Consider the following 19,976-nt stretch of genomic DNA (forward strand, 5'->3'; position numbering starts at 1 on the left):
GACATTTCACGATATTGCGGGGTTGAGCACTGATTCCGGCTCGGGAACCGGGTGCTCGAGCGGGTGCAGGCGCGCGGCCACGAGCAGGGCGAGCACGACGATCGCACCGGCGACGGTGAACACCACCTCGATGCCGGTCACGAAGCCACCGAGGGCGGCCGGCTGGTGCGTGATGGCGGTCGTGGACATGCGGGTGCCGGTCTGGCTCTCGTACACCCGGCTGAGCACGGAACCGAGCGCCGCCGCGCCGACCGCGGTGCCCAGCGACTGGAAGAACCGGATGCCCGTCGTGGCCACGCCGAGCTGGTGCGCGGGTGCGGCATCCTGCACGACCGTGATCAGGCGCCCGATGAGCTGGCCGAAGCCGACGCCGAGCAGCACCAGCGCGCCGCGGATCGCCCACAGGGACGCGTTTTCGTGGACGCACAGCAGGATCGCGCCCAGGGCCGCGGCCGCGGCGCTCGTGCCCAGGAGCATCGAGGCGCGGGTGGTGAGTCGCAGCCGCGCGCTCGCCATGCCCGAGGCGGTCAGGCCCACGGCCATGAACGCGAGGTACAGGCCGGACTCGGAGGCGCTGACGCCGCGGGCTACCTGGAGGTACAGCATCAGGTGGATCATCGCCCCGATCATCGCGGCGCCGATCAGCAGCTGGATCGCGTAGCTGCCGCGGATGGTGCGGTCGCGCAGCAGGGAGAGCGGGAGCACGGGGTGGGCCGCGACCGACTCGCGCCAGACGAAGAGCACCAGGCTCACGACGCCGGCCGCGATGAGCGCGAGGATTGCCGGGGACGTCCACCGGTACTGCTGACCGCCCCACTCGCAGATCAGCAGCAGGGCGGCCGCGAACGCCCCCGCCAGCGCGGCGCCGGGCAGGTCGAGGTCGGTGTGGCGGGTCCGGGTCCCGCGGGGGACGCGGATCGCGAACAGTCCGCCGGCGATCACGATCAGGCCGAGCGGGACGTTGACGTAGAAGATCCCGCGCCAGTTGCCGTGGTCGGCGAAGAGGCCGCCGATGAACGGGCCGATCGCCATGCCCGCCCCGGCGAACAGGCCGCCCATGCCGCCGCTCTTGCCGCGGTCGGCGCCGGGCTCGGCCGCGAGGTTGGCCAGCACGACCATGGTGACGCTCATCAGGCCGCCGGCGCCGATGCCCTGGAGCGCCCGGAACGCGATGAGCTGGGTCATGTCCTGGGCCGCGCCGCACAGGACCGAGCCGAGCAGGAAGACGGCGACGGCCGAGAGCCACACGGGCTTGGCGCCGAAGGCGTCGGTGAGGCGGCCGTACAGGGGCAGGACGACGGTCGAGGCCAGCGCGAACGCCGCGACCAGCCAGGCGACGTGCTCGACGCCGTGCACCGGGTCGAGGTCGCGCACGATCGGCACGACGGCCGCGGAAACGATGTTCTGGTCGAGGACGGCCAGCACGATCGTGAACATGCACAGCAGCGCCCCGACGAGCCGTTGGGTCTTCGTCATGGCTATTAGACTAAGCACATAATTAGACTAGGTACAAGTTTGATCCTGGTACAGTCGTGCCCATGGAGACTTCGCGGCTTCGGGATGCTGTGGCGCTTCGCGGTGCGCTCGGGCGCCCGGGCGCGCCGGATGCCTCGACGCTGCGGGAGCGGAAGAAGGCGCAGACGCGGTCGGCGCTGTGGAACGCGGCCATCGAGCTGTTCGTGGCGCACGGCTTCGACAACGTGTCGGTGGCCCAGATCGCGGCGGCGGCGGGGGTCTCGAAGATGACCTTCTTCAACTACTACCCGAGCAAGGAAGACCTGGTGGTGGGGCCGATGTCGGAGCACATCGGCGAGCCGGCCCTCGTGGTGCGCGGCCGGGGCGACGGGGAGTCGGCGGTCGACGCGTTGCACCGGCACTTCCTCGAGGGGCTCGCGCGCCACGAACCGACCACGGGGCTGTGCGACAAGCCGAACGTCCTCGCGGTGCTGCGCCTGATCTTCACGACGCCGAGCCTCACGCAGCGCACGATGGCGATCCTGAGCGAGTCGTCGGACGTGCTGGCGGTCCAGCTGGGGCCGGACTTCTCCCACCGCGCGGCGGCGGCCATGATCACGGGCGTGCGCAACGCGCTGATCATGGAGAACACGAATCGGCTGCTGGCCGGGGAGAGCGCCGACGCGGTGTACCCGTCCGCCGTCGCCAACGCGAACGAGGCCTTCGCCCTGCTGCGCTCGGGTCTCTGAGTCCGGCCGGGCCGCGGACGTCTGCCCGCGGCCCGCCGGTGCCGCCGCTATCTGCCGGTCTTGCTTTCCGTAGGTCTTGCTTTCCGTAGGTCTTGCTATCCGCCGGTCTTGCTATCCGTCGATCTTGTAGAGGATCACGTCGCCCTGCTCGGTGCGCGTGATGCCGAGGCCGTCGATGGGCGCGTCGATGGCCTTCGCGTATTCGGTGCCCTGGGCACGGTCGCGCAGGACCACGACGGTGCGCACCTTGAGCTCGCGCAGTTGCGCGACCGTGGCCTCGTCCGGGAACTGCTGCATGTTGAGGCGCAGGATCTGCTGGTCGTCCGGCGTGAACCCGCTGCCGCCGTTGACCATCTTCGGCAGGCCGTCGGTGCTCCACAGCATGGTGTTCATGTCCTGCAGCTCGCCCGTCGGCAGGACCATGAGCGGCGCCTCGAGCGTGCTCATCGCGACCGGGGCGGGCGGCACCTCCGGGTTGGGCTGCGGCTTGTGGACGCCCTCGGCCAGGACGAGCACGAGCGGGATCAGCGTGATCAGGCGCCAGACGCCCGCCCGGTTGCCGACGTCGGACTGAGTCTGGTCGGCGAAGAGCTCGACCGCGCGGTCCGCGAACGCGCTCACCGCCCCCGCGGCGAGCAGCGCCAGGAACAGCGTCACCCAGACCATCAGCCGGCCCGACGTGCGGATGCCCTCGAAGCCGGGCAGCGCGTGGTAGAGCGCCATGTAGCCGAAGTCGCCGTGCCCCGGGCCGTTGCTGCCCATCGCCAGCATGGTCGTGAGCACCACGCCGACGCCGAGCAGGACGCGGTGCTGCAGCTTCCACACCGACACGAACAGGCCGGCGAACGCGAGCCCGTAGAGGAAGAAGCCCGGCAGCAGCGCCATCTCCGGCGCCCAGCCCAGCGTCGAGCGGGCGTTCGCGTAGGCATCACCCCACAGCCACGACTCCGGCGGCGAGATGAAGAAGCCCTTCAGCGGCGGCGAGAACAGGCTGATGATCTCCGCGCTGCGCTTGGCCTCCTTGTGCTGCTTCAGTACCTGCAGATACGGGTACGCCATCATGGCGCTCACCCCGGCGAAGGCGAGCCCGCCGCCGAGGTTGGCCAGCAGCAGCTTCCACCCGAACGGCCGGCGCTCCTTCCAGCGGAACAGCTGCCGGTAGCCCCACGTGATCGCGCTGGCCAGCACCGCGAACAGCAGCGCGTAGGCGAACGGGATGCCGATGCCGAAGCCGAGGCTGATCTGCCACGCGGCGACGAGCCAGCCGCCCACGACCCAGCCCCAGCGCCGCTTCTCCGGCTCGTACCCGTTCTTCAGCGAGAACCCGTGCCCGCGCGCGAGCATCGCCAGCGACAGCGCGATCCCGCCGATGGACAGCACGTGCAGGTGCCCCGCCTGCCCGAGGCGCCAAGGCGCGTAGGCGAACGCCGCCCCCGCGACCGCCGCCCCGGTGCGCCCGGCCCCGAGCTGGCGGACCAGCGCATAGGCGCCGAAGAAGGCGAACGCGAAGATGAAGATGAAGACGAAGTTGTACCGCACGACAGCGGCCTCGGGCCCCGTCCCGATCATGCCCGCCGGTGCGTACCCGAGCAGGGTGTCGGAGAACGCGTAGCTGTACTGATCCGGGTAGAACGCGTTGGCGTGCCACAGCTGCAGCGGATCGGTCGTGAGGATGTGCCCGGCCCACGCCATCTGCCAGGCCTGCAGCGTCGGGTCCCAGATGTCCTGCGGGATGGTCGTGGCCGGATGCCTGATCGCGGGCCAGGTCATGGCGATGGCGAGAACGAGGGAGCCGATCGCGGCGAGCGTCCACTCGTGCGCGAAGAACCGAGCGAGCGCCGACCCACTGCGGCGGCTGATCCGCCCCACGCGCCCGGGGACGAACTCGGGCTCCGGCGCGAACGCGCTGAACGGGTCCCCGTCGCCCTTGTTCTTCTCGCCGTCGTCCTTGCTCTCGTCGCCGTCCTTGGCGTCCTCGGGGTCCTTGGCATCCTCGCCGTCGCCAGTCTTCGCGTCTTCGCTGTCGCCGGTGCCTGCCTTGCCGTCCGCGGTGCTCTTGCCGTCTGTGCTGCTCTCGACCGTGCCGGTGTCGCCGTCCGCGTTGCTCCTGCCGTCGACGGCCTTCTCGCCGGCAGCGGACGGCTTTCCCGCCTCGGGTTCGGTGGCCGCCGCGTCGTCGCCTGCGTCCGCCCAGGTGACCGCGGCGTCGGCCTCGATGACCGAGGTGCGGGACTTCCTGGCCCTGCGGGCCTTGGGCTTGGCCTTGGTCCCCTCATCGGATGAATCGGGTGCGTCCGCGGCCGTCTTCGCGGTCTTTGCCGTGGCGTTGCCCACTGCGGCGCTCTTCGCGGTGCCTGCCGCAGCCGTCGTGGCGGTGCTCGCTGCGGTGCTCGCTGTCGTGCTCGCTGCGGTGCTCGCTGTCGTGCTCGCTGCGGTGCTCGCTGTCGTGCTCGCTGCGGTGCTCGCTGTCGTCGGCTCGGCCGAGGGGGTGTCCGCTGCGGCGGTCTTCGCGGGGGTGCTCGCTGCGGTCGGCTCGACGGAGGCGGTGTCCGAATCAGCGCCATCTGAAGCGGTCTCGGGCGCGCCCGGGGTGACCGAAACTTTCCCATCGGCGGGGGCCGGTGGGGTGGACTCGGGCGATTCGGGGGGCACTGGCCCTGCCGAATCCGGGGAATCGTCCGCCGACGGCTCTTCGGACACCGTCGGCTCCGACGAAACGTTGCTCACGCCAGCCGCTCCCGCAGGTAGGTGATGTCGGCGCCCTGGCCCTCGGCGCCGCCCGGAGTCTCGACGAGAGCCGGGGCGCCGGCCGCGCGGATGACCGCGACGATCAGCTCCGGATCGATCTCGCCGGAGGTCATGTTGTCGTGCCTATCTCGGCCCGAGTCGAAGCCGTCACGCGAATTGTTGGCGTGGATCAGGTCGATGCGTCCGGTGATGGCCTTGACCCGATCGACGATGTGGAGCAGGTCCTCGCCGCCGGCGTGCGCGTGGCAGGTGTCGAGGCAGAAGCCGACCTCATAGTCGCCGATGGCGTCCCACAGCCGGGCCAGGTTGTCGAATCGGCGCGCGCAGGCGTTGTCGCCGCCGGCCGTGTTCTCGATCAGCACCGGCGTGGCGAAGCCGCCCTGCTCCGCGGCGTAGGCGAAGGTCTTGCGCCAGTTGTCGAACCCCGCGTCGAGCCCGTCGGCCTTCTCCACATGACCGCCGTGGACGATGAGGCCCTTGGCGCCCACCTTCGCCGCTCCGGCCGCGTGGCTGAACAGCAGCTTGCGGCTCGGAATGCGGATCCGGTTGTTGGAGGAAGCCACATTGATCCGGTACGGCGCGTGGACATAGACGTCGATCTCCGAGGCGATGATGGCCTCAGCATCGTCGCGGTCCTTGGGATCCGTCCAGCCCTGCGGGTCGGTCAGGAAGAACTGGATGAGGTCGGCGCCGCGGGCGGCGGCCTCGGCCAGCGGCTCAGCGGGGTCGACGTGAGCACCGATTCGCATGCCGCAGAGCCTACGACGTGGGTGTGACACTTCGCGCGACCCGCCTCTGCCCCGTCGGTCGATGCGTCCGGAATGCCGGTCTTCCGTCACCGTCTCGCCGATCGCATCGTTACGCACGTAGCCGCTCGTGATCGCGCCGGTGCTCGTCCGGCTCGATGGAACGGTCCCCCAATCGAATCCCCCAACCCTGGATGGCTACTGGATGGCTACCTTGTCTGGACACCGAACGGCAGTCCGCCTGGCGGCTACCGCCGCGGCGATCGCCGCCGCGGCCCTGACCGTGGGCGCCAGCCCGGTGAGTGCCGCCCCCGCGGAGCCGACCGTCGAGTTCTCCGGCGGCAGCGTGCTGAGCCTGCTGGTCTGCAAGTCGCAGCCGAACACCGGCGACCTGTCGGTGCCGGCCGACACGCGGGTCAACTTCGTCAACCGTCTCGGTCAGAACGCGTCGCTGAAGGTGGACGGGCAGTCCGTGGCGACGGTACAGCCGAATCAGCAGGTCCCCGTGCTCTTCAAGAAGGGGCCCGTGGAGGTCGCGATGACCTTCGACTGCGGAGTCGGCGTCGTGCAGCAGTTCAAGCCCGTCTCCGTCGGCGTGACCGCGCCTCCGGCCGCCCCTGCCGCGACCGGACAGCCCGCGCAGGGGTCGACGGCCAAGGCGGCACCGGGCGCGACGAAGACCTCGCCGGCGAACGGACCTGCGGGTGCGGCGGCCGGTGCGGCCAACGGCGTGATCAACAACCGCACGGGCGGCGCGGCGCACGCGACCAAGACGCCGGCGGCGCAGGACGGGTCGGCGGCCGCGGCGGATGAGTTCGGTACCGAACCCGCGGACCCGTCGCTGCTGGACCCCAGCGCGGCGGCGGCCCCGGCGATCGGCGCGGACCCGAGTGCGCCGGTCGACGACCGTGTCACCGTTGAGGAGCCCGTGGCCGCGAGCGGCCCGGCGAGCAACGGCCCGGCCGGCCTGCTGGCACTGGTCGCCACGGTCTGCGTGGTCGGTGTTGGAATCGCCGCAATTCGGGCTATCATTGCGCAGCGGGCATCACGCGCTAGCTTCGCATAAAGTACAATTTCCCTTAGCTCCGCGGGGCGCCGTCATCCAACGCACCGGTGTGGTCGTTCCTCCCCAGGTCCCACCCAACGAAGCGGATGACGCGCCCCGCGGTCTTTTTCTGTCTTGACACGGCAACGTGTACTCTGGTTCGGTCTTCCCGCCTCAGCGCGGGCGGACGACGCACGACCTCCTGCCGCGGATGGACCGCGGCCGCTTAGCCCGTAGGAGGTGAGAACGTCTTGCGTCATTACGAGATCATGGTGATCCTCGACGGCAGTCTCGAGGAGCGCACCGTAGCCCCGTCGCTCGACACGTATCTCAACGTGATCCGGACATCGGGTGGCTCGGTCGAGAAGCTCGACGTGTGGGGCCGCAGGCGCCTCTCGTACGAGATCAACAAGAAGACCGAGGGTATCTACGCCGTCATCGACCTCCAGGCGTCGCCGGAGTCAGTGGCCGAGCTGGACCGTCAGCTGCGACTCAACGAGTCCGTGCTGCGCACCAAGGTCATCCGGCCCGAGGTCCGCTAAGCGGATTCGGGCGAGATCGATCTGCTTCGCCCGGCCGCACGTCGCAGGGCGTGACCGAAAACTGTCGTACCCCTGTGACAAGGTGGCCATACACCAGCGCGCGAGGAGTTGACTCATATGGCAGCGGGAGACACCACGATCACGGTCATAGGCAATCTGACCGATGATCCTGAGTTGCGTTTCACTCCGTCGGGAGCGGCGGTCGCCAAGTTCCGGGTGGCCTCGACCCCCCGGACGATGGACCGCCAGACCAACGAGTGGAAGGACGGCGATCCGCTGTTCCTGTCCTGCACGGTGTGGCGGCAGGCGGCGGAGAACGTCGCCGAGTCGCTGACCCGCGGGTCGCGGGTGATCGTCTCCGGCCGGCTCAAGCAGCGGTCGTACGAGACGCGCGAGGGCGAGAAGCGCACCGTCATCGAGCTGGAGGTCGACGAGATCGGCCCCTCGCTGCGCTACGCGACTGCCAAGGTGCAGAAGATGTCGCGCAGCTCCGGTGGTGGTGGCGGCGGTGGATTCGGCTCCGGCGGCAACAGCGGCGGCGGTGGCGGAGGCGGCGGGTACAACGATGACCCGTGGGCCAACGCGACCCCGGCTGGTGGCGGCGGAGGCGGCGGCAGGTCGAACTCTTCCTTCGACGACGAGCCCCCGTTCTAATGGCATCAGGAGCAAGAGCAATGGCGAAGGCTGCGGCCCTGCGCAAACCGAAGAAGAAGGTGAACCCTCTCGACAAGGAGGGCATCGCCTACATCGACTACAAGGACACCGCGCTGCTGCGGAAGTTCATCTCCGACCGCGGCAAGATCCGCGCTCGGCGGGTGACCGGTGTGACCGCCCAGCAGCAGCGTCAGATCGCGCGTGCCGTCAAGAACGCGCGCGAGATGGCGCTGCTCCCCTACACCGCGACCACGCGCTAAGGGGGCCGGGGACATGAAGATCATCCTTACCCAGGAGGTCTCGGGCCTCGGGACCCCCGGCGACATCGTCGAGGTCAAGGACGGTTACGGGCGCAACTACCTGCTGCCGCAGGGGTTCGCGATTCCGTGGTCCAAGGGCGCCGAGAAGCAGATCGTGACGATCAAGCGGGCCCGCTCGGCCCGGGAGATCCGCGACCTCGGGCACGCCAACGAGGTCAAGGCCCAGCTCGAGGGCCTCAAGGTGCAGCTGTCCGTGCGCGCTGGTCGCGAGGGTCGGCTGTATGGCTCGGTCACGCCGGCTGAGGTCGTCGAGGCCGTGCAGAAGGCGGGCGGGCCGGAGCTCGACCGCCGGCGGCTGGAGCTGCCGGGCCACGTGAAGTCGGTCGGCGACTACAAGGTGCAGATCAAGCTGCACCCGGAGGTCGCGGCCTCGTTCACGCTGAAGGTCACGGCGGCCAAGTAGGGCGCTTTGCAAGTCGTTGGGCCTCGGGGCGATCGCGCTCCGGGGCCCTTCGGGCTTTCCGGGGGCGTCGGCTTTCCGTGGCCGCGAGCCGGACGGCAGCCTCCGCCGGCCGCGCATGACAGCCGACCCGCGCATGAGAGCCGAGCCGTGCGCGAGGGCCGGATCGCAGACGGCGCCGGGCCACGCACGAAGGCCGGATCGCACACGAGAGTCAAGACGCAGAAGAGAGCCGGGCCGTGCATGAGGACCGGGCCGCACACGAGAGTCAAGCCGCGGACGAGAGCCCCGGCCGTGCATGAGGACCGGGCCGTGCATGAGGACCGGGCCGCACACGAGAGTCAAGCCGCGGACGAGAGCCCTGGCCGTCCATGAGAACCGAGCCGTGCACGAGGGCCGGGCCGCGCATGAGAAGCGAGAGCCGTGCATAAGAGCCCCGACCTGAACGCGGGCCGCGCCGCGCATGAGGGGCCTTCCGTGTGCGAGGGCCGTGGTGCGGTCTTGGCACCGCGGACATGGCTAGGGCGGCCCCTCTCCGGCCGAAGGCCATCAAGGGGCCGCCCTTTTGTCTGGCGGGAGCAACGGTCCGCAGGTGACGCGGCCCGAGCCATGGATCTTTGGTGGTTAGTCGTAGAGCTTGATCGCGTCGTTGATCATGTTCGCGAGCTCGCGGGTCTGGGTCGAATCGCCGGCGTTGTCGGCGATCGTGCGCAGGTCGGGCAGGCGGACCTCCTCGGCGTACCGGCTAGCTCGGAGCACCTCCGCCAGGTAGGCCGCGGCGTAGTCGACTCGCACCGGGCGGGGGGACTCGGCGAAGTCGGCGCTCAGGTCGGTCACCTCGACGGGCCGGGCCAGCTCGCTCGGGCGGTGGGTCGTGGGGTCCTGCCAGCGGACCCTCACGTCGGCCAGGTGGCCCTCGGCGCCCGGGCGCAGGTGCAGGGCGTACAGCGCCGTCACCGCGTGGCCGGGGCCGACCTCGCCGCCGTCCACCCGGTCGTTGCGGAAGTCGGACGCGGTGAGGGCCCGGTTGTCGTAGCCGATCAGGCGGTACGAGAGGACTGTCTTCGGATCGAACTCGATCTGGGCCTTGGCGTCCAGGGCGCGCACGGCGACGGTCGCGGGGAGCTGCTGCACGAAGACGCGGTCGGCCTCCGTCTGGTTGCTGACGTACACCACGTAGCCGTCGCCCTTGTCCGCCAGCTGTTCCATGAAGCGGTCGCCGTAGTCGCTGCCCACGCCGACGCCCAGCAGCGTGATCTGCTTGGCCGCCGCCTCCTGGATCTCGCGCACGAGCGGGGTGGCGTCGGTCTTGCCCACGTTCGGCAGGCCGTCGGACAGCAGGATGACGCGGTTCGTGGCGTTGTTGCGGAAGCCCTTGCGCGCGGTGTCGTAGCCGAGCCGCAGGCCGGCCTCGAGGTTCGTGCTGCCCGACACCCGGAGGCGGTCGATGGCCGCGTCCATGCCGTCGCGGTCGCGGAGCTGGGTCATCGGGCGCAGGAGCTCGGCCTCGTCGGAGTAGGCGACCAGGGCCACCGAGTCCGTCGGCCGCAGCTGGTCCACGAGGGTGTGCAGGCCGCGTTGGACCAGGTCGAGCTTGCCCGGCTCCGACATCGAGCCGGAGACGTCCACGACGAACGTCAGGGCCGCGTCCGGGCGGTCGGCGTCCGATCCGCCGCGGGTCTGCAGGCCCACGCGCAGCAGGCGGGCGGAGTCGTCGGCGCCGCGGTGGGTGGACGGCAGCCGGGTGCCGTCGGTGCTGATCGAGAAGCCGTTGCCCTCGGGCTCGCGGTACTGCTGGTCGAAGGAGTTCACGAACTCCTCCGGACGGATCGTGCTCGTCGCGGGGCGTCGGCCGGACTCGAGGGTGCGCTTCGCGAAGCCGTAGGAGGCCGTGTCGACGTCCACCGCAAACGTCGACACCGGCCGGTCGGCCGCGGACACCTCGCCGGTGGACGCGCGCCCGGCGTCGGCGTTCGACTCCGGCGTGGCGCCGCCGACCATTCCCCCCGGCGTGCCGTAGTTCTGGCCCGGGGCCGCCTTGTTCCCGCTGTCGCTGCTGCTGAGCCCGTCCGTGCTGCCGCAGGCCGCCAGCAGGGTGGCGGCCAGGGCCACCACCGCGGCGACCCGCAGGCGTCGTACTGAGTGCCGACCGGCCATCGAAGCCTCCTCGAGAGGTGTTTGGCCGGTCAGACGGCGGCACTCAGGAAACGGCTCCCGGCGTGATCCGACGGTGACCCAACGGTGATCGACGAGTTGTCAAAAGGCGAAGTGCTGCGTCGCCAGTACGGCGAATCCGACCGTCGCCACCCCCGCGCCCAGCACCGCGCTGGCGAAGCCGATCGCGAAGGGCCGCCAGCCCGCCGTCACCTTGCCCAGGAACATGGCGACCACGATGCTGATCGCCAGCGAGACGGCGAGCTGCGGCACCAGGCGGCCGATGTTCGTCAGGGCCTCGTCGTGCTGCGACGGGCAGGGCAGGCCGAACGCGTTGGTGCAGCCCGGGCGCGGGTCGTCGGGCAGGGTCAGCGACCACGCGGTGTAGGCGGCGAAGGGGATGAGGTACCAGCAGGCCGTCGAGATGAACGAGCCGATGTAGATGCTGCGCTGGTCCGGCTCCTCCTCGTCGTCCTCTTCCTCCTCCTCGTGGTCCTCGCGGTCTTCGGGCGGGGCCGGCGGCAGGGGCAGGCGGCGGCGGGGACGCCGGGTGGCCCACTCGTCGTGATCGAGCACGCGGCCCTGGCCCGGACGCCGGCCCGGGTCGGAGCGGGCCGGGAACGGCTCGATGCCGTAGTCGTCCCCCTCCGACACACGCTGCTGCGGGATCCAGCGCTCCTGGCGCGGATCCCAGCGGCCCGTCTCCGGTGCCTGTCGCTCGCGGCCTCGCGGCCGATCCCAATCCGGGTACCCCACGCCGGAGAGCGTCACCCTTTCGTGACCTTTTCGCAATCGGTCGTCCAGATGAGGATTCGCGAGGCTCTTTTTCCCACACACAGGCTGTGGAGAGTGTATGCGCTGGTCAGAGGCCAGGTGAACGGGTCGTTCACGGAGTTTTCCACAGGGCTGTGCACAACCTTTCCCAAGGTCTGCGGCCTCGGTCCACAGGTTGTCCAGAGGCTTGTCCACCGGCTAACTTTCACCGAACGCCAGTCGCCCCATACCGTTGCGCGGGCGCGTTGCGCGCCGGCGAGTTTTTGTCATACCCCCGAGGTCTAATGGCCTGGCGGGTGTGGCGTTGGGGGGCGGAAATGTCGATCACCGAGGACAGGCGCAGCAGCGAGCACAACTGGGACGAGGAGCCGCCGCCGGAGCCGGGCGAGCGCGGCGAACGCGGTGAGCGCGGCGAACGTGGTGAGCGCAAGTCGTCCGGTCCCCCCTCGGGCGGTGCCAGCACCTTTGAGCGCACCCCGCCACAGGACGTCGCCGCGGAGCAGAGCGTGCTCGGGGGCATGCTGCTGAGCAAGGACGCCGTCGCCGACGTCGTCGAGATCCTCAAGACGCAGGACTTCTACAAGCCCGCCCACAGCACCATCTACGACGCGATCCTGGATCTGTACGGTCGCGGTGAGCCCGCCGACGCCGTCACCGTGGCCGCGGCGCTGGCCGACAGCGGCAAAATCGCCAAGATCGGCGGCGCGCCCTACCTGCACACGCTGATGACCGCGGTGCCGACCGCCGCGAACGCCAGCTACTACGCCCGCATCGTGGCCGAGCGCGCCGTCCTGCGCCGCGTGATCGAGGCGGGGACGCGGATCGTGCAGCTCGGCTACGGCTCCGACGGCACGGGCGGACGCGACGTCGACGACGTGGTGGACCTCGCGCAGCAGGCCATCTACGACGTCACCGAGAAGCGCGTCAGCGAGGACTTCGCGGTGCTCGCCGAGATGCTGCAGCCGACCCTCGACGAGATCGAGGCGGTCGGCGCGCAGGGCGGCATGATGACCGGCGTCCCGACCGGCTTCCAGGACCTGGACCGCCTCCTGAACGGCCTGCACGCCGGCCAGTTGATCATCGTGGCCGGTCGACCCGGTTTGGGGAAGTCAACTGCCGCGATGGACTTCAGTCGCGCGGCCTCGGTGAAGCACAACATGGCCTCGGCCATCTTCAGCCTGGAGATGTCCAAGGTCGAGATCGTCATGCGGCTGCTCTCGGCCGAGGCCCGGGTGCCGCTGCACGTGCTGCGGTCCGGGCAGCTGTCCGATGACGACTGGACCAAGCTCGCGCGGCGCATGGGCGAGATCAGCGAGGCGCCGCTGTTCGTGGACGACACGCCCAGCATGAACCTGATGGAGATTCGGGCCAAGGCGCGGCGGCTCAAGCAGCGGCACGATCTCAAGCTCATCGTGGTCGACTATCTGCAGCTCATGACGAGCCCGAAGCGCACCGAGAGCCGGCAGCAGGAGGTCGCCGACCTGTCGCGTGGGCTCAAGCTGCTGGCCAAGGAGGTCGAGTGCCCCGTGGTCGCGGTCAGTCAGCTGAACCGTGGTCCCGAGCAGCGCACCGACAAGCGGCCGCAGCTGTCCGACCTGCGTGAGTCCGGGTCGATCGAGCAGGACGCGGACGTCGTCATCCTGCTGCACCGCGATGACTACTACGACAAGGAGTCGCCGCGCGCGGGCGAGGCGGACTTCATCGTGGCCAAGCACCGAAACGGGCCGACGGACAGCATCACGGTCGCGGCGCAGCTGCACCTTTCGCGGTTCGTGGACATGGCGATCTAGGGGTCGGCGGGGCCTGGGAACGCAGATCCAGTCTCAGGGCACCAGGAAGCCGTCTTCGATCTCGATGACGTCGTCCGGGTCGTCGGAGTACCGCCCGGCGCGCACCGCGGCCAGGACCGTTGCGACGGCGTCGGCCAGGCTCGGCCACCTCCTGCCGTGTGGCATGCCGTCCTCCCAGTCGAAGGTGAAGACACTGCCAGCGCAGGAGGGGCCGGTCTCCACGGTGAGGTAGCCGCCGCAGTTGTCCGACCCGATGACCAGCCACGTCTCCTTCCACGGCCGGTACGGACTTCCGTTGCCGATCTGCCGATTGTCGAGGGTCGTCGCGACCATGATCCGGCTCGGGTACATGCCGTATCCCGGTGCGAGGGGAACGGGGAGGTCGCCGAACCCGGACCCGTTGTGCCAGCGCAGGACCGTCAGCAGGTCGGCGGGAAGGTCGATGCCGAGCGCGTTGCGGACCTGGTCCAGCTCGTCGTCGGTGGCCGGGGGCAGGAGGTCGGCGGCGGTCGCCGGCGCATGCCGGTGCAACCACGCCTCGAGGGCGGCGAGGGTGTCGGCGATGCTCATGGCGTCATACTCCCCCGGTCCGGCACGCAGGCGTTGAGCAGGTCCGGAACGTTGTCGGAACGCCGCGATACGGCGGCGGTCTTGACGTCGACCGGAGGCCCCATGGCGGCGGCAACGGTGCCGGCCGGCGACTTCAGCGTGCAAAGGCACCTGGCGGCTGTATGTCGAAGACACGGGAACGTGGCGAGCGGCTACATCGAAAGCTGGGTGGGTCAGGACAGGAGGGCCGTCACGTCGGCGTCGGTGAGCTGGTGGAAGTCCTCGTAGTAGCGGCTCACGGCGCCGAAGCCGGACTCCGTGAGCGGGCAGATCACCTCGTCCGCCGAGCGGCGCAGGCGGGCCACAGCGTCCGCCGCGCCCACCGGGGCGGCCAGGATCACCGTGTTCGCGGACAGCGATCGCGCCACGGCCACCGCGGCGTTCGCGGTCGCGCCCGTGGCCAGGCCGTCGTCGATCACCAGGGCGGTGCGGCCGTTCAGGTTCAGTGCCGGGCGGGCCCGGCGGAAGTACCGCTCGCGGCGGCCGAGCTCGGCGGACTCGTGGCGCAGGACGGCGGCGATCTCCTCGTCGTCGAGGCGGCGTGCGATCTCGTGGTTGATGACGCGCACGCCGCCGGGGCCGACGGCGCCGAAGGCCACCTCCCGGGCCCACGGCACGCCCAGCTTGCGGACCACCAGCACGTCCAAGGGGATGCGCAGGCGGCGGGCGACCTCCGCGGCCACCGGCACGCCGCCGCGGACCAGGCCCAGGGCGATGGCGTCCTCGCGGTCGGCGTAGGCGGCCAGGAGCTCGGCCAGGACGGCGCCGGCCTCCTCGCGGTTGCGGTACCCCATGCCTTCTGTCTACGCCGGGACCGGCTCGCGCGTCTTGTGCTGCGGCCACCGGAAGGCGAGGAAGGCCACCGGGTACAGGGGGGTGGCCGGCTACGCCGGGACCGGCTCGCGCGTCTTGTGCTGGGACCACCAGAAGGCGAGGAAGGCCACCGGGTATAGCAGGTAGCCGAAGCGGGTGGCCGGCGTGAGCATGATGGCGGCGGTGAGGCCGGCGGCGATGTACGCCGCGGCCTTGCCCGCGGACCTCGGAGGGTTGCGCACGAGCAGCAGGGCGATGACCGCGCCGGCCAGCAGGAGCAGGGCCAGGGCGACCGTCCGGCCCGCCGGGAGGGCCGAGGCGATCAGGTAGCCGGGCAGCGGGGACTGGGCGGGGCTGGTCACCAGGCCGTGGCCGCCGGGGAAGCGGACGGCGTTCTCGAGGTAGGCGTCGGCGTCGACCAGGAGGGCCGGCAGCAGAGCCAGGAGCGGGATGCCGAGAGCGGTGGCGGCGAACCAGGCCGGGCGGCGGCGGGTCGACAGGGCCAGGACCAGCAGGACCAGGGCCACCGGCAGGGCGAAGAGCTTCAGGGCGCCGGCCAGGCCGACCGCCACGCCGGCGGCCAGGAAGCGGTCGTTCGCCGCCAGGGCCAGGGCCAGCAGACACAGGGCCAGCACCGGGATGTCGTCGCCGCCGGTGGCCAGGGTCAGGGTGCACAGGGGCAGGACGGCCACGGACTGGGCCAGCGGGATGGCGCGGGTCGAGAAGGACAGCAGGCGCAGGGTCCAGAGCAGGCAGAACACCGTGGCCACGGCGAACCACACTCGGGCGTCGGTCCACCAGGCCTCGCCGAAGGCGGCTCGCGGGAGGCCGAAGACGGCCATGCCGGGCTGGTAGGGGGCGTAGCCCATCAGCCGGTCGGGCTCCGGGAGGGCGGCGATCGCGTCGTGGGAGAGGTACGGGGTGCCGGTGTGGACCAGGCGGTCGCCCATCCGCTCGACCACCAGGACCTCCTCCTGGGCCCGGTCCGTCCGGCCGGCCGCTCGCTGGACCGACTCGATCAGCAGCGGCAGCAGGGCGGTCGCGGCGAACAGGAGGGGGATCACCTTCCAGCGGGCGACCAGCAGGACCAGCACGGCGCCGGCCGCATAGCCGATCCAGGCGATCTGGCCCCAGGCCCGGTGCGGCAGCAGGGTGGAGGTCAGGGCCGTCACCGCGGCGAAGACGGCGCACAGGGCGTAGAAGGCGGCGTCCAGGAGGCGGGGGCGCAGGTCGGTAGCGATGCGCCCATTGTGCCCAAGGTCAGGTGGACTTCTCGCGGCCGGGCGGGGGTTCGGCGCCCAGGCTCATGCGGCGGGCCCGGCGGCTTCTCGACATGCGGATCACCGCGCCGGTGTCGTGCAGGGGGTCGGCCAGGTGGCCCTCGCCCCGGTTCAGGTGGGCGAGCAGACGGTCCGCGGGCATGGCCCTTGCGAACAGGTGGCCCTGGCCCGCGGGGCAGCCCAGCTCCCACAGCTGCTGGCGCTGGTCCTCGCGCTCCACGCCCTCGGCCACCACCAGCAGGTCCAGGCTGCGGCCCAGGTCGATGGTCGAGCGGACCACGGCGCCGGGGGCCGAGGCGTTCATCGCGGACACGAAGCTGCGGTCGATCTTGAGCTCGTCGACCGGGACCCGGGCCAGCGTGGCCAGCGAGGAGAAGCCGGTGCCGAAGTCGTCCAGGGCGAGACGGATGCCCTGGTCGCGCAGGGCGGCCAAGACCTCGTCGACGACCTCGAGCTTGCTCAGCGTCACCGACTCGGTGAGCTCGATGACCAGGGCGGACGCCGGGACCCCGCGCGCGCTCAGGCGCCTCGCAACCGCGTCCGGGAACGACGGGTCGAGCAGGCTGCGCGGGGAGACGTTGACCGCGACAGGGATCTGGTGGCCGGCGTCCGCCCAGTCCGTGACGGCGATCAGGGCCTGGTCCAGCACGGCGTCGGCGAACGCGGCCAGCTGCCCGGAGCGCTCGATGGCGCCCAGGAACCGGTCGGGGGAGAGCGGGCCCTGGTCGGGGTGCTGCCAGCGGGTCAGGGCCTCGGCGGCGATGACCCGGCCGCTGGCGAGGTCGACGATGGGCTGGAAGTGGACGATGAACTGGTGCTCGGAGATGGCGCGGGCCAGGTCGCCGCCGAGGGTGAGGCTGTTGACGTCGGCGGTGTCGCGCGCCTGGGCGTAGACGACGACTCGTTGGCCGTCCTGTTTGGCCTGGTACAGCGCGATGTCGGCCCGCCGCAGGAGCTCGCCGACGCTTCCGCCGGTGCCGGTGGTCACGCCACAGCTGGCCTCGACGCTGATGCGCATGTCGTCGAGCTCGATGGGCGGGGCGAGCGCGTCGAGCATGGCGTGGGCGCGCAGCTCGGCGATCGCGGGCGCGCTGAGGCCGGCGAGGAGGACCGCGAACTCGTCGCCGCCGAAGCGGGCGACCAGGTCGCCGGGGCGGGCCGCGGCAGTGAGGCGTTCGGCGACGGCGAGCAGCACCCGGTCGCCCTCGGCGTGCCCGAGGGTGTCGTTGACCTCTTTGAAGTGGTTGAGGTCGATCAGCAGTACGCCCACCACCCCGGCCTGGCCGGCGAGGATGTCGTTGCCGTACTGCTGCAGCCGCCGCCGGTTCGCCAGCCGGGTGAGCGGGTCCTGCGCCGCGGCCCGCGCGTGGCTGTCGGCGAGGCGCTGGGTCTCGGCGAAGGTCGCGGCGTTGCGGATCGCCGTGCACAGGGCGGCGGTGAAGGTGCGCAGGGTGTACTGCTCGCGCTCGGTGAACCGCACCGGCCCGGACCCCCGGAACCGCAGGCGCAGCTGGCCGAGGTCGCCGTCGCCGCGGTAGCTCTCGAGCGCGATGGGGATCAGGTAGCCCTCGGCGGCCGGCGCCCCGCCGGGCGGGCCGTCGTACAGGATCTCCGAGCCGTTGCTGCGCACCAGGCGGGACTCGCCGCTGGGCGGATGGATCTCGACCTCGGCCTGGTCGGTCGAGAAGATGTCGGTGGCCCGGCGGACGGCGGCGTAGAGCACCGCGGTCTCGTCGACGGAGTTGAACTCGTCGGTGGCCTCGGCGAGGCGCTGCCAGGCCTCGTTGCCCTGGCGGGTGCGCAGCTGGTTGGCGGCCGCGAGGTGGATCGCGAAGACCAGCGGCGGGAGGACCAGCAGGAGCCATTCGCTGATCCGGTAGGCCAGGACGGTGGCGAGCGCGACTGCGAAGAGCCCGAGGCGCGTGATGATCGTGAAGTCGACCTGCGCCAGGATCAGCTGCCGGAACGGCTTTTCCGTGATGATCGAGAACAGCGCGTGCGACACGATCTCGTCGACGAGCATATAGGCGACGAATGCGGCGAAAAGTCCGGGTATGACCGCGAATACGGAAAATGTCGTATCGAGCAGTATCGGTGAGGTTCCGACGGCGCTTGCGGCGGCAACCGCGGCCGTTGCGCCAATCGTGTCTTTTCCGACATTGAACCCGATCTTCATCGGATCGGTCGCGCGACGGGACAGCTGGGACAGGAACGCGCCGCAGGCGGTGCCCAGGATCATGGCCGGCGCCGGGAGGAAGACCGCGGCGAGAGTGATCACGGCGGTGGTCGGGACGATGCCGTCGGAGACCGATCGGATGCGCACGTCGATCACGGCGAAACCGTTGCCGACCAGCACGATCGCGAGGACGGCCAGGCCCGCGACGGCGGTCGGATGCTCGGCGAAGGACGACAGCGCCGTGAGGACGGCGGCTGATCCGCCGACGACGACGGGACCAACGAGGCGCCACAGGCGCCGGTTGGTCGCGTCGTCGGTTCGCGGTGTTTTCTGCATCGGCCCGCTTCATCGTGGCCGATGTGGCCGCGGGCTTGTCAACCCGTCGAACGGGTCACTGCCAGGTGTGGTCCTTCTCCATGTTTTCGCCCCCAAAAGGTCGCTGCTGAATTCGACCCCCGTCAGCTCCGGATATCGAAAATCATCGAAGTCCGAAGTGCTGAACGCAGCCTAGGGTGCAAAACGCAAGATGCCCAAAGCGATTTGTCCGTCGAATCATAGTTTGCGAACTATAACGGCCTTTGTCACGATTTGCCGACGCGGGCGTGACGCTCCGTATATCGCAATCGACGTAGCTCAAGCCTTAGCCTGCATGATCAACCGGCCGCGCGCCTCCGGTGACTAAGCTCTTTGGGTGCCAAATGAGCTGACACACGTGGACTCGTCCGGGGCGGCGCGGATGGTCGACGTGGCCGCGAAGGACGTCACCGCGCGCCGGGCCGTCGCGGCGGGATTCGTGCGCACCACAAGCGAAGTCGTCGCACTGTTGCGTGATGGAGCGCTGCCGAAGGGTGACGCTCTGGCGGTCGCGCGCATCGCCGGGATCATGGGCGCGAAGCGGACGCCCGATCTTGTGCCGTTATGTCACCCGATCGCCCTGCATGGCGTGACGGTCGAGTTGACGCTGCGTGATGAGACCATCGAGATCGAGGTCGTGGCGAAGACGGCCGACCGGACCGGGGTGGAGATGGAGGCGCTGACCGCCGTGGCGACCGCGGGGCTGGCGCTCATCGACATGATCAAGGCGGTGGACCCGGCGGCCTCCATCGAGAACGTGCGGGTGCTGCGCAAGGAGGGCGGGAAGACCGGGGTGTGGCAGCGATGAGGGCCGTCGTGGTGGTGGCGTCCAACCGGGCGGCCGCGGGCGTCTACGCCGACACCAGCGGGCCGTTGCTGGTCGAGGGGTTGCGGGCGCTGGGCTTCGAGGTGGACGAGCCCGTCGTGGTGCCCGACGGGGATCCGGTCGAGGCGGCGCTGCGGGCGGCGGTGCAGGCGGCGGACGTCGTCCTGACCAGCGGGGGCACCGGGATCACGCCCACCGATCGCACGCCCGAGATGACGCGCCGCGTGCTCGACTACGAGGTGCCGGGCATCGCGGAGGCGATTCGGGCGGCCGGCGCGGCGAAGGTGCCGGCCGCGATCCTGTCGCGCGGGCTCGCCGGAGTCGCGGGGCGGACGCTCGTCGTCAACCTCCCCGGGTCCCGGGGTGGCGCGAAGGATGGATTGGCCGTGCTCGGACCGGTGCTCAAGCACGCGGTGGAGCAGCTTCGTGGCGGAGATCACTGAGGGATGAAAGAAGGCCGGGGACGCGCGGACCCGGCAATGACGGCGCGCAGCGCCGAATGGTGTCTGTCGGGAGCAACGGTCCGCAGGTGACGCGGACC

The 19,976-nt window shown here is 70.6% G+C and carries 18 protein-coding genes and 1 pseudogene; 10 read left to right on the forward strand and 9 right to left on the reverse strand.

What is annotated here, in order from left to right:
- Positions 1 to 6: 6 nt before the first annotated feature.
- Positions 7 to 1,476 (reverse strand): MFS transporter, encoded by a 1,470-nt coding sequence (locus AC6JBM_RS44060; protein ID WP_497979657.1) that lies wholly within the window; start codon positions 1,474 to 1,476, stop codon positions 7 to 9.
- Between the two features lie 62 nt (positions 1,477 to 1,538).
- Between AC6JBM_RS44060 and AC6JBM_RS44065 the strand changes: the two genes are divergently transcribed.
- Positions 1,539 to 2,204 carry a TetR family transcriptional regulator gene (locus AC6JBM_RS44065; RefSeq protein WP_497979658.1) on the forward strand — a complete coding sequence of 222 codons (666 nt, stop codon included), beginning with the start codon at positions 1,539 to 1,541 and terminating at the stop codon, positions 2,202 to 2,204.
- Between the two features lie 111 nt (positions 2,205 to 2,315).
- On the opposite strand, the gene AC6JBM_RS44070 is transcribed toward AC6JBM_RS44065, so the two are convergent.
- Complete coding sequence (locus AC6JBM_RS44070) at positions 2,316 to 4,538, reverse strand: hypothetical protein (RefSeq protein WP_497979659.1); 2,223 nt, start codon at positions 4,536 to 4,538, stop codon at positions 2,316 to 2,318.
- Here AC6JBM_RS44070 and AC6JBM_RS44075 point away from each other — a divergent pair.
- Positions 4,525 to 4,956, forward strand: a complete 432-nt coding sequence (locus tag AC6JBM_RS44075) for a hypothetical protein (RefSeq protein WP_497979660.1) — start codon at positions 4,525 to 4,527, stop codon at positions 4,954 to 4,956. The two genes, AC6JBM_RS44070 and AC6JBM_RS44075, sit on opposite strands and share 14 nt — an antisense overlap.
- Here the strand turns inward: AC6JBM_RS44075 and AC6JBM_RS44080 are convergent.
- The gene (locus AC6JBM_RS44080) at positions 4,928 to 5,701 is read right to left on the reverse strand and encodes a deoxyribonuclease IV (RefSeq protein WP_497986678.1); all 774 of its coding nucleotides are present in this window, start codon (positions 5,699 to 5,701) and stop codon (positions 4,928 to 4,930) included. The genes AC6JBM_RS44075 and AC6JBM_RS44080 overlap by 29 nt on opposite strands.
- A gap of 127 nt (positions 5,702 to 5,828) precedes the next feature.
- Between AC6JBM_RS44080 and AC6JBM_RS44085 the strand changes: the two genes are divergently transcribed.
- From AC6JBM_RS44085 to rplI, 5 genes are all read left to right on the forward strand, one after another.
- The gene (locus AC6JBM_RS44085; protein WP_497979661.1) at positions 5,829 to 6,764 is read left to right on the forward strand and encodes a hypothetical protein; all 936 of its coding nucleotides are present in this window, start codon (positions 5,829 to 5,831) and stop codon (positions 6,762 to 6,764) included.
- A 230-nt stretch (positions 6,765 to 6,994) separates the two neighbouring features.
- Positions 6,995 to 7,285, forward strand: coding sequence for a 30S ribosomal protein S6 (gene rpsF / locus AC6JBM_RS44090; protein WP_033359943.1), 291 nt, complete (start codon positions 6,995 to 6,997; stop codon positions 7,283 to 7,285).
- Positions 7,286 to 7,402: 117 nt separating this feature from the next.
- Positions 7,403 to 7,939 (forward strand): single-stranded DNA-binding protein, encoded by a 537-nt coding sequence (locus tag AC6JBM_RS44095; RefSeq protein WP_497979662.1) that lies wholly within the window; start codon positions 7,403 to 7,405, stop codon positions 7,937 to 7,939.
- A 20-nt stretch (positions 7,940 to 7,959) separates the two neighbouring features.
- Positions 7,960 to 8,199 carry a 30S ribosomal protein S18 gene (rpsR, locus tag AC6JBM_RS44100; protein WP_223100246.1) on the forward strand — a complete coding sequence of 80 codons (240 nt, stop codon included), beginning with the start codon at positions 7,960 to 7,962 and terminating at the stop codon, positions 8,197 to 8,199.
- 13 nt (positions 8,200 to 8,212) lie between these two features.
- A complete protein-coding gene (rplI, locus tag AC6JBM_RS44105; protein WP_497979663.1) occupies positions 8,213 to 8,662 on the forward strand; it encodes a 50S ribosomal protein L9 in 450 nt (149 codons plus the stop codon).
- A gap of 621 nt (positions 8,663 to 9,283) precedes the next feature.
- Here the strand turns inward: rplI and AC6JBM_RS44110 are convergent.
- Positions 9,284 to 10,816 (reverse strand): vWA domain-containing protein, encoded by a 1,533-nt coding sequence (locus tag AC6JBM_RS44110; RefSeq protein ID WP_497979664.1) that lies wholly within the window; start codon positions 10,814 to 10,816, stop codon positions 9,284 to 9,286.
- A gap of 99 nt (positions 10,817 to 10,915) precedes the next feature.
- Positions 10,916 to 11,569, reverse strand: coding sequence for a hypothetical protein (locus tag AC6JBM_RS44115; RefSeq protein ID WP_497979665.1), 654 nt, complete (start codon positions 11,567 to 11,569; stop codon positions 10,916 to 10,918).
- 446 nt (positions 11,570 to 12,015) lie between these two features.
- Between AC6JBM_RS44115 and dnaB the strand changes: the two are divergent.
- Positions 12,016 to 13,377 (forward strand): annotated as a pseudogene (dnaB, locus tag AC6JBM_RS44120) (replicative DNA helicase); the annotation flags it as partial.
- 33 nt (positions 13,378 to 13,410) lie between these two features.
- Here the strand turns inward: dnaB and AC6JBM_RS44125 are convergent.
- From AC6JBM_RS44125 to AC6JBM_RS44140, 4 genes are all read right to left on the reverse strand, one after another.
- Positions 13,411 to 13,947, reverse strand: coding sequence for an SMI1/KNR4 family protein (locus tag AC6JBM_RS44125; protein WP_497979666.1), 537 nt, complete (start codon positions 13,945 to 13,947; stop codon positions 13,411 to 13,413).
- A 212-nt stretch (positions 13,948 to 14,159) separates the two neighbouring features.
- The gene (locus AC6JBM_RS44130; protein WP_497979667.1) at positions 14,160 to 14,780 is read right to left on the reverse strand and encodes a phosphoribosyltransferase; all 621 of its coding nucleotides are present in this window, start codon (positions 14,778 to 14,780) and stop codon (positions 14,160 to 14,162) included.
- A 90-nt stretch (positions 14,781 to 14,870) separates the two neighbouring features.
- A complete protein-coding gene (locus tag AC6JBM_RS44135; protein ID WP_497986679.1) occupies positions 14,871 to 16,040 on the reverse strand; it encodes a glycosyltransferase 87 family protein in 1,170 nt (389 codons plus the stop codon).
- Between the two features lie 19 nt (positions 16,041 to 16,059).
- Positions 16,060 to 18,591 (reverse strand): putative bifunctional diguanylate cyclase/phosphodiesterase, encoded by a 2,532-nt coding sequence (locus AC6JBM_RS44140; protein WP_497979668.1) that lies wholly within the window; start codon positions 18,589 to 18,591, stop codon positions 16,060 to 16,062.
- Positions 18,592 to 18,946: 355 nt separating this feature from the next.
- On the opposite strand from AC6JBM_RS44140, the gene moaC reads away from it, so the two are divergent.
- Both moaC and AC6JBM_RS44150 read left to right on the forward strand, forming a co-directional pair.
- Positions 18,947 to 19,417 (forward strand): cyclic pyranopterin monophosphate synthase MoaC, encoded by a 471-nt coding sequence (gene moaC, locus AC6JBM_RS44145; RefSeq protein WP_350613997.1) that lies wholly within the window; start codon positions 18,947 to 18,949, stop codon positions 19,415 to 19,417.
- On the forward strand, positions 19,414 to 19,878 hold the full coding sequence (locus AC6JBM_RS44150) for a MogA/MoaB family molybdenum cofactor biosynthesis protein (RefSeq protein ID WP_497979669.1): 465 nt from the start codon (positions 19,414 to 19,416) through the stop codon (positions 19,876 to 19,878). Before moaC ends, AC6JBM_RS44150 begins: the two co-directional genes overlap by 4 nt.
- The last annotated feature ends 98 nt before the right edge of the window (positions 19,879 to 19,976 follow it).

This window comes from Dactylosporangium thailandense (genome assembly GCF_059739745.1).

Excerpts from the sequence above, each read along its gene's own strand:
- AC6JBM_RS44060 (WP_497979657.1), bottom strand. The coding sequence starts at position 1,476 with ATGACGAAGACCCAACGGCTCGTCGGGGCGCTGCTGTGCATGTTCACG.
- AC6JBM_RS44065 (WP_497979658.1), top strand. The coding sequence starts at position 1,539 with ATGGAGACTTCGCGGCTTCGGGATGCTGTGGCGCTTCGCGGTGCGCTC.
- AC6JBM_RS44080 (WP_497986678.1), bottom strand. The coding sequence starts at position 5,701 with ATGCGAATCGGTGCTCACGTCGACCCCGCTGAGCCGCTGGCCGAGGCC.
- AC6JBM_RS44095 (WP_497979662.1), top strand. The coding sequence starts at position 7,403 with ATGGCAGCGGGAGACACCACGATCACGGTCATAGGCAATCTGACCGAT.
- rpsR (WP_223100246.1), top strand. The coding sequence starts at position 7,960 with ATGGCGAAGGCTGCGGCCCTGCGCAAACCGAAGAAGAAGGTGAACCCT.
- rplI (WP_497979663.1), top strand. The coding sequence starts at position 8,213 with ATGAAGATCATCCTTACCCAGGAGGTCTCGGGCCTCGGGACCCCCGGC.
- AC6JBM_RS44110 (WP_497979664.1), bottom strand. The coding sequence starts at position 10,816 with ATGGCCGGTCGGCACTCAGTACGACGCCTGCGGGTCGCCGCGGTGGTG.
- AC6JBM_RS44125 (WP_497979666.1), bottom strand. The coding sequence starts at position 13,947 with ATGAGCATCGCCGACACCCTCGCCGCCCTCGAGGCGTGGTTGCACCGG.
- AC6JBM_RS44130 (WP_497979667.1), bottom strand. The coding sequence starts at position 14,780 with ATGGGGTACCGCAACCGCGAGGAGGCCGGCGCCGTCCTGGCCGAGCTC.
- AC6JBM_RS44140 (WP_497979668.1), bottom strand. The coding sequence starts at position 18,591 with ATGCAGAAAACACCGCGAACCGACGACGCGACCAACCGGCGCCTGTGG.
- AC6JBM_RS44150 (WP_497979669.1), top strand. The coding sequence starts at position 19,414 with ATGAGGGCCGTCGTGGTGGTGGCGTCCAACCGGGCGGCCGCGGGCGTC.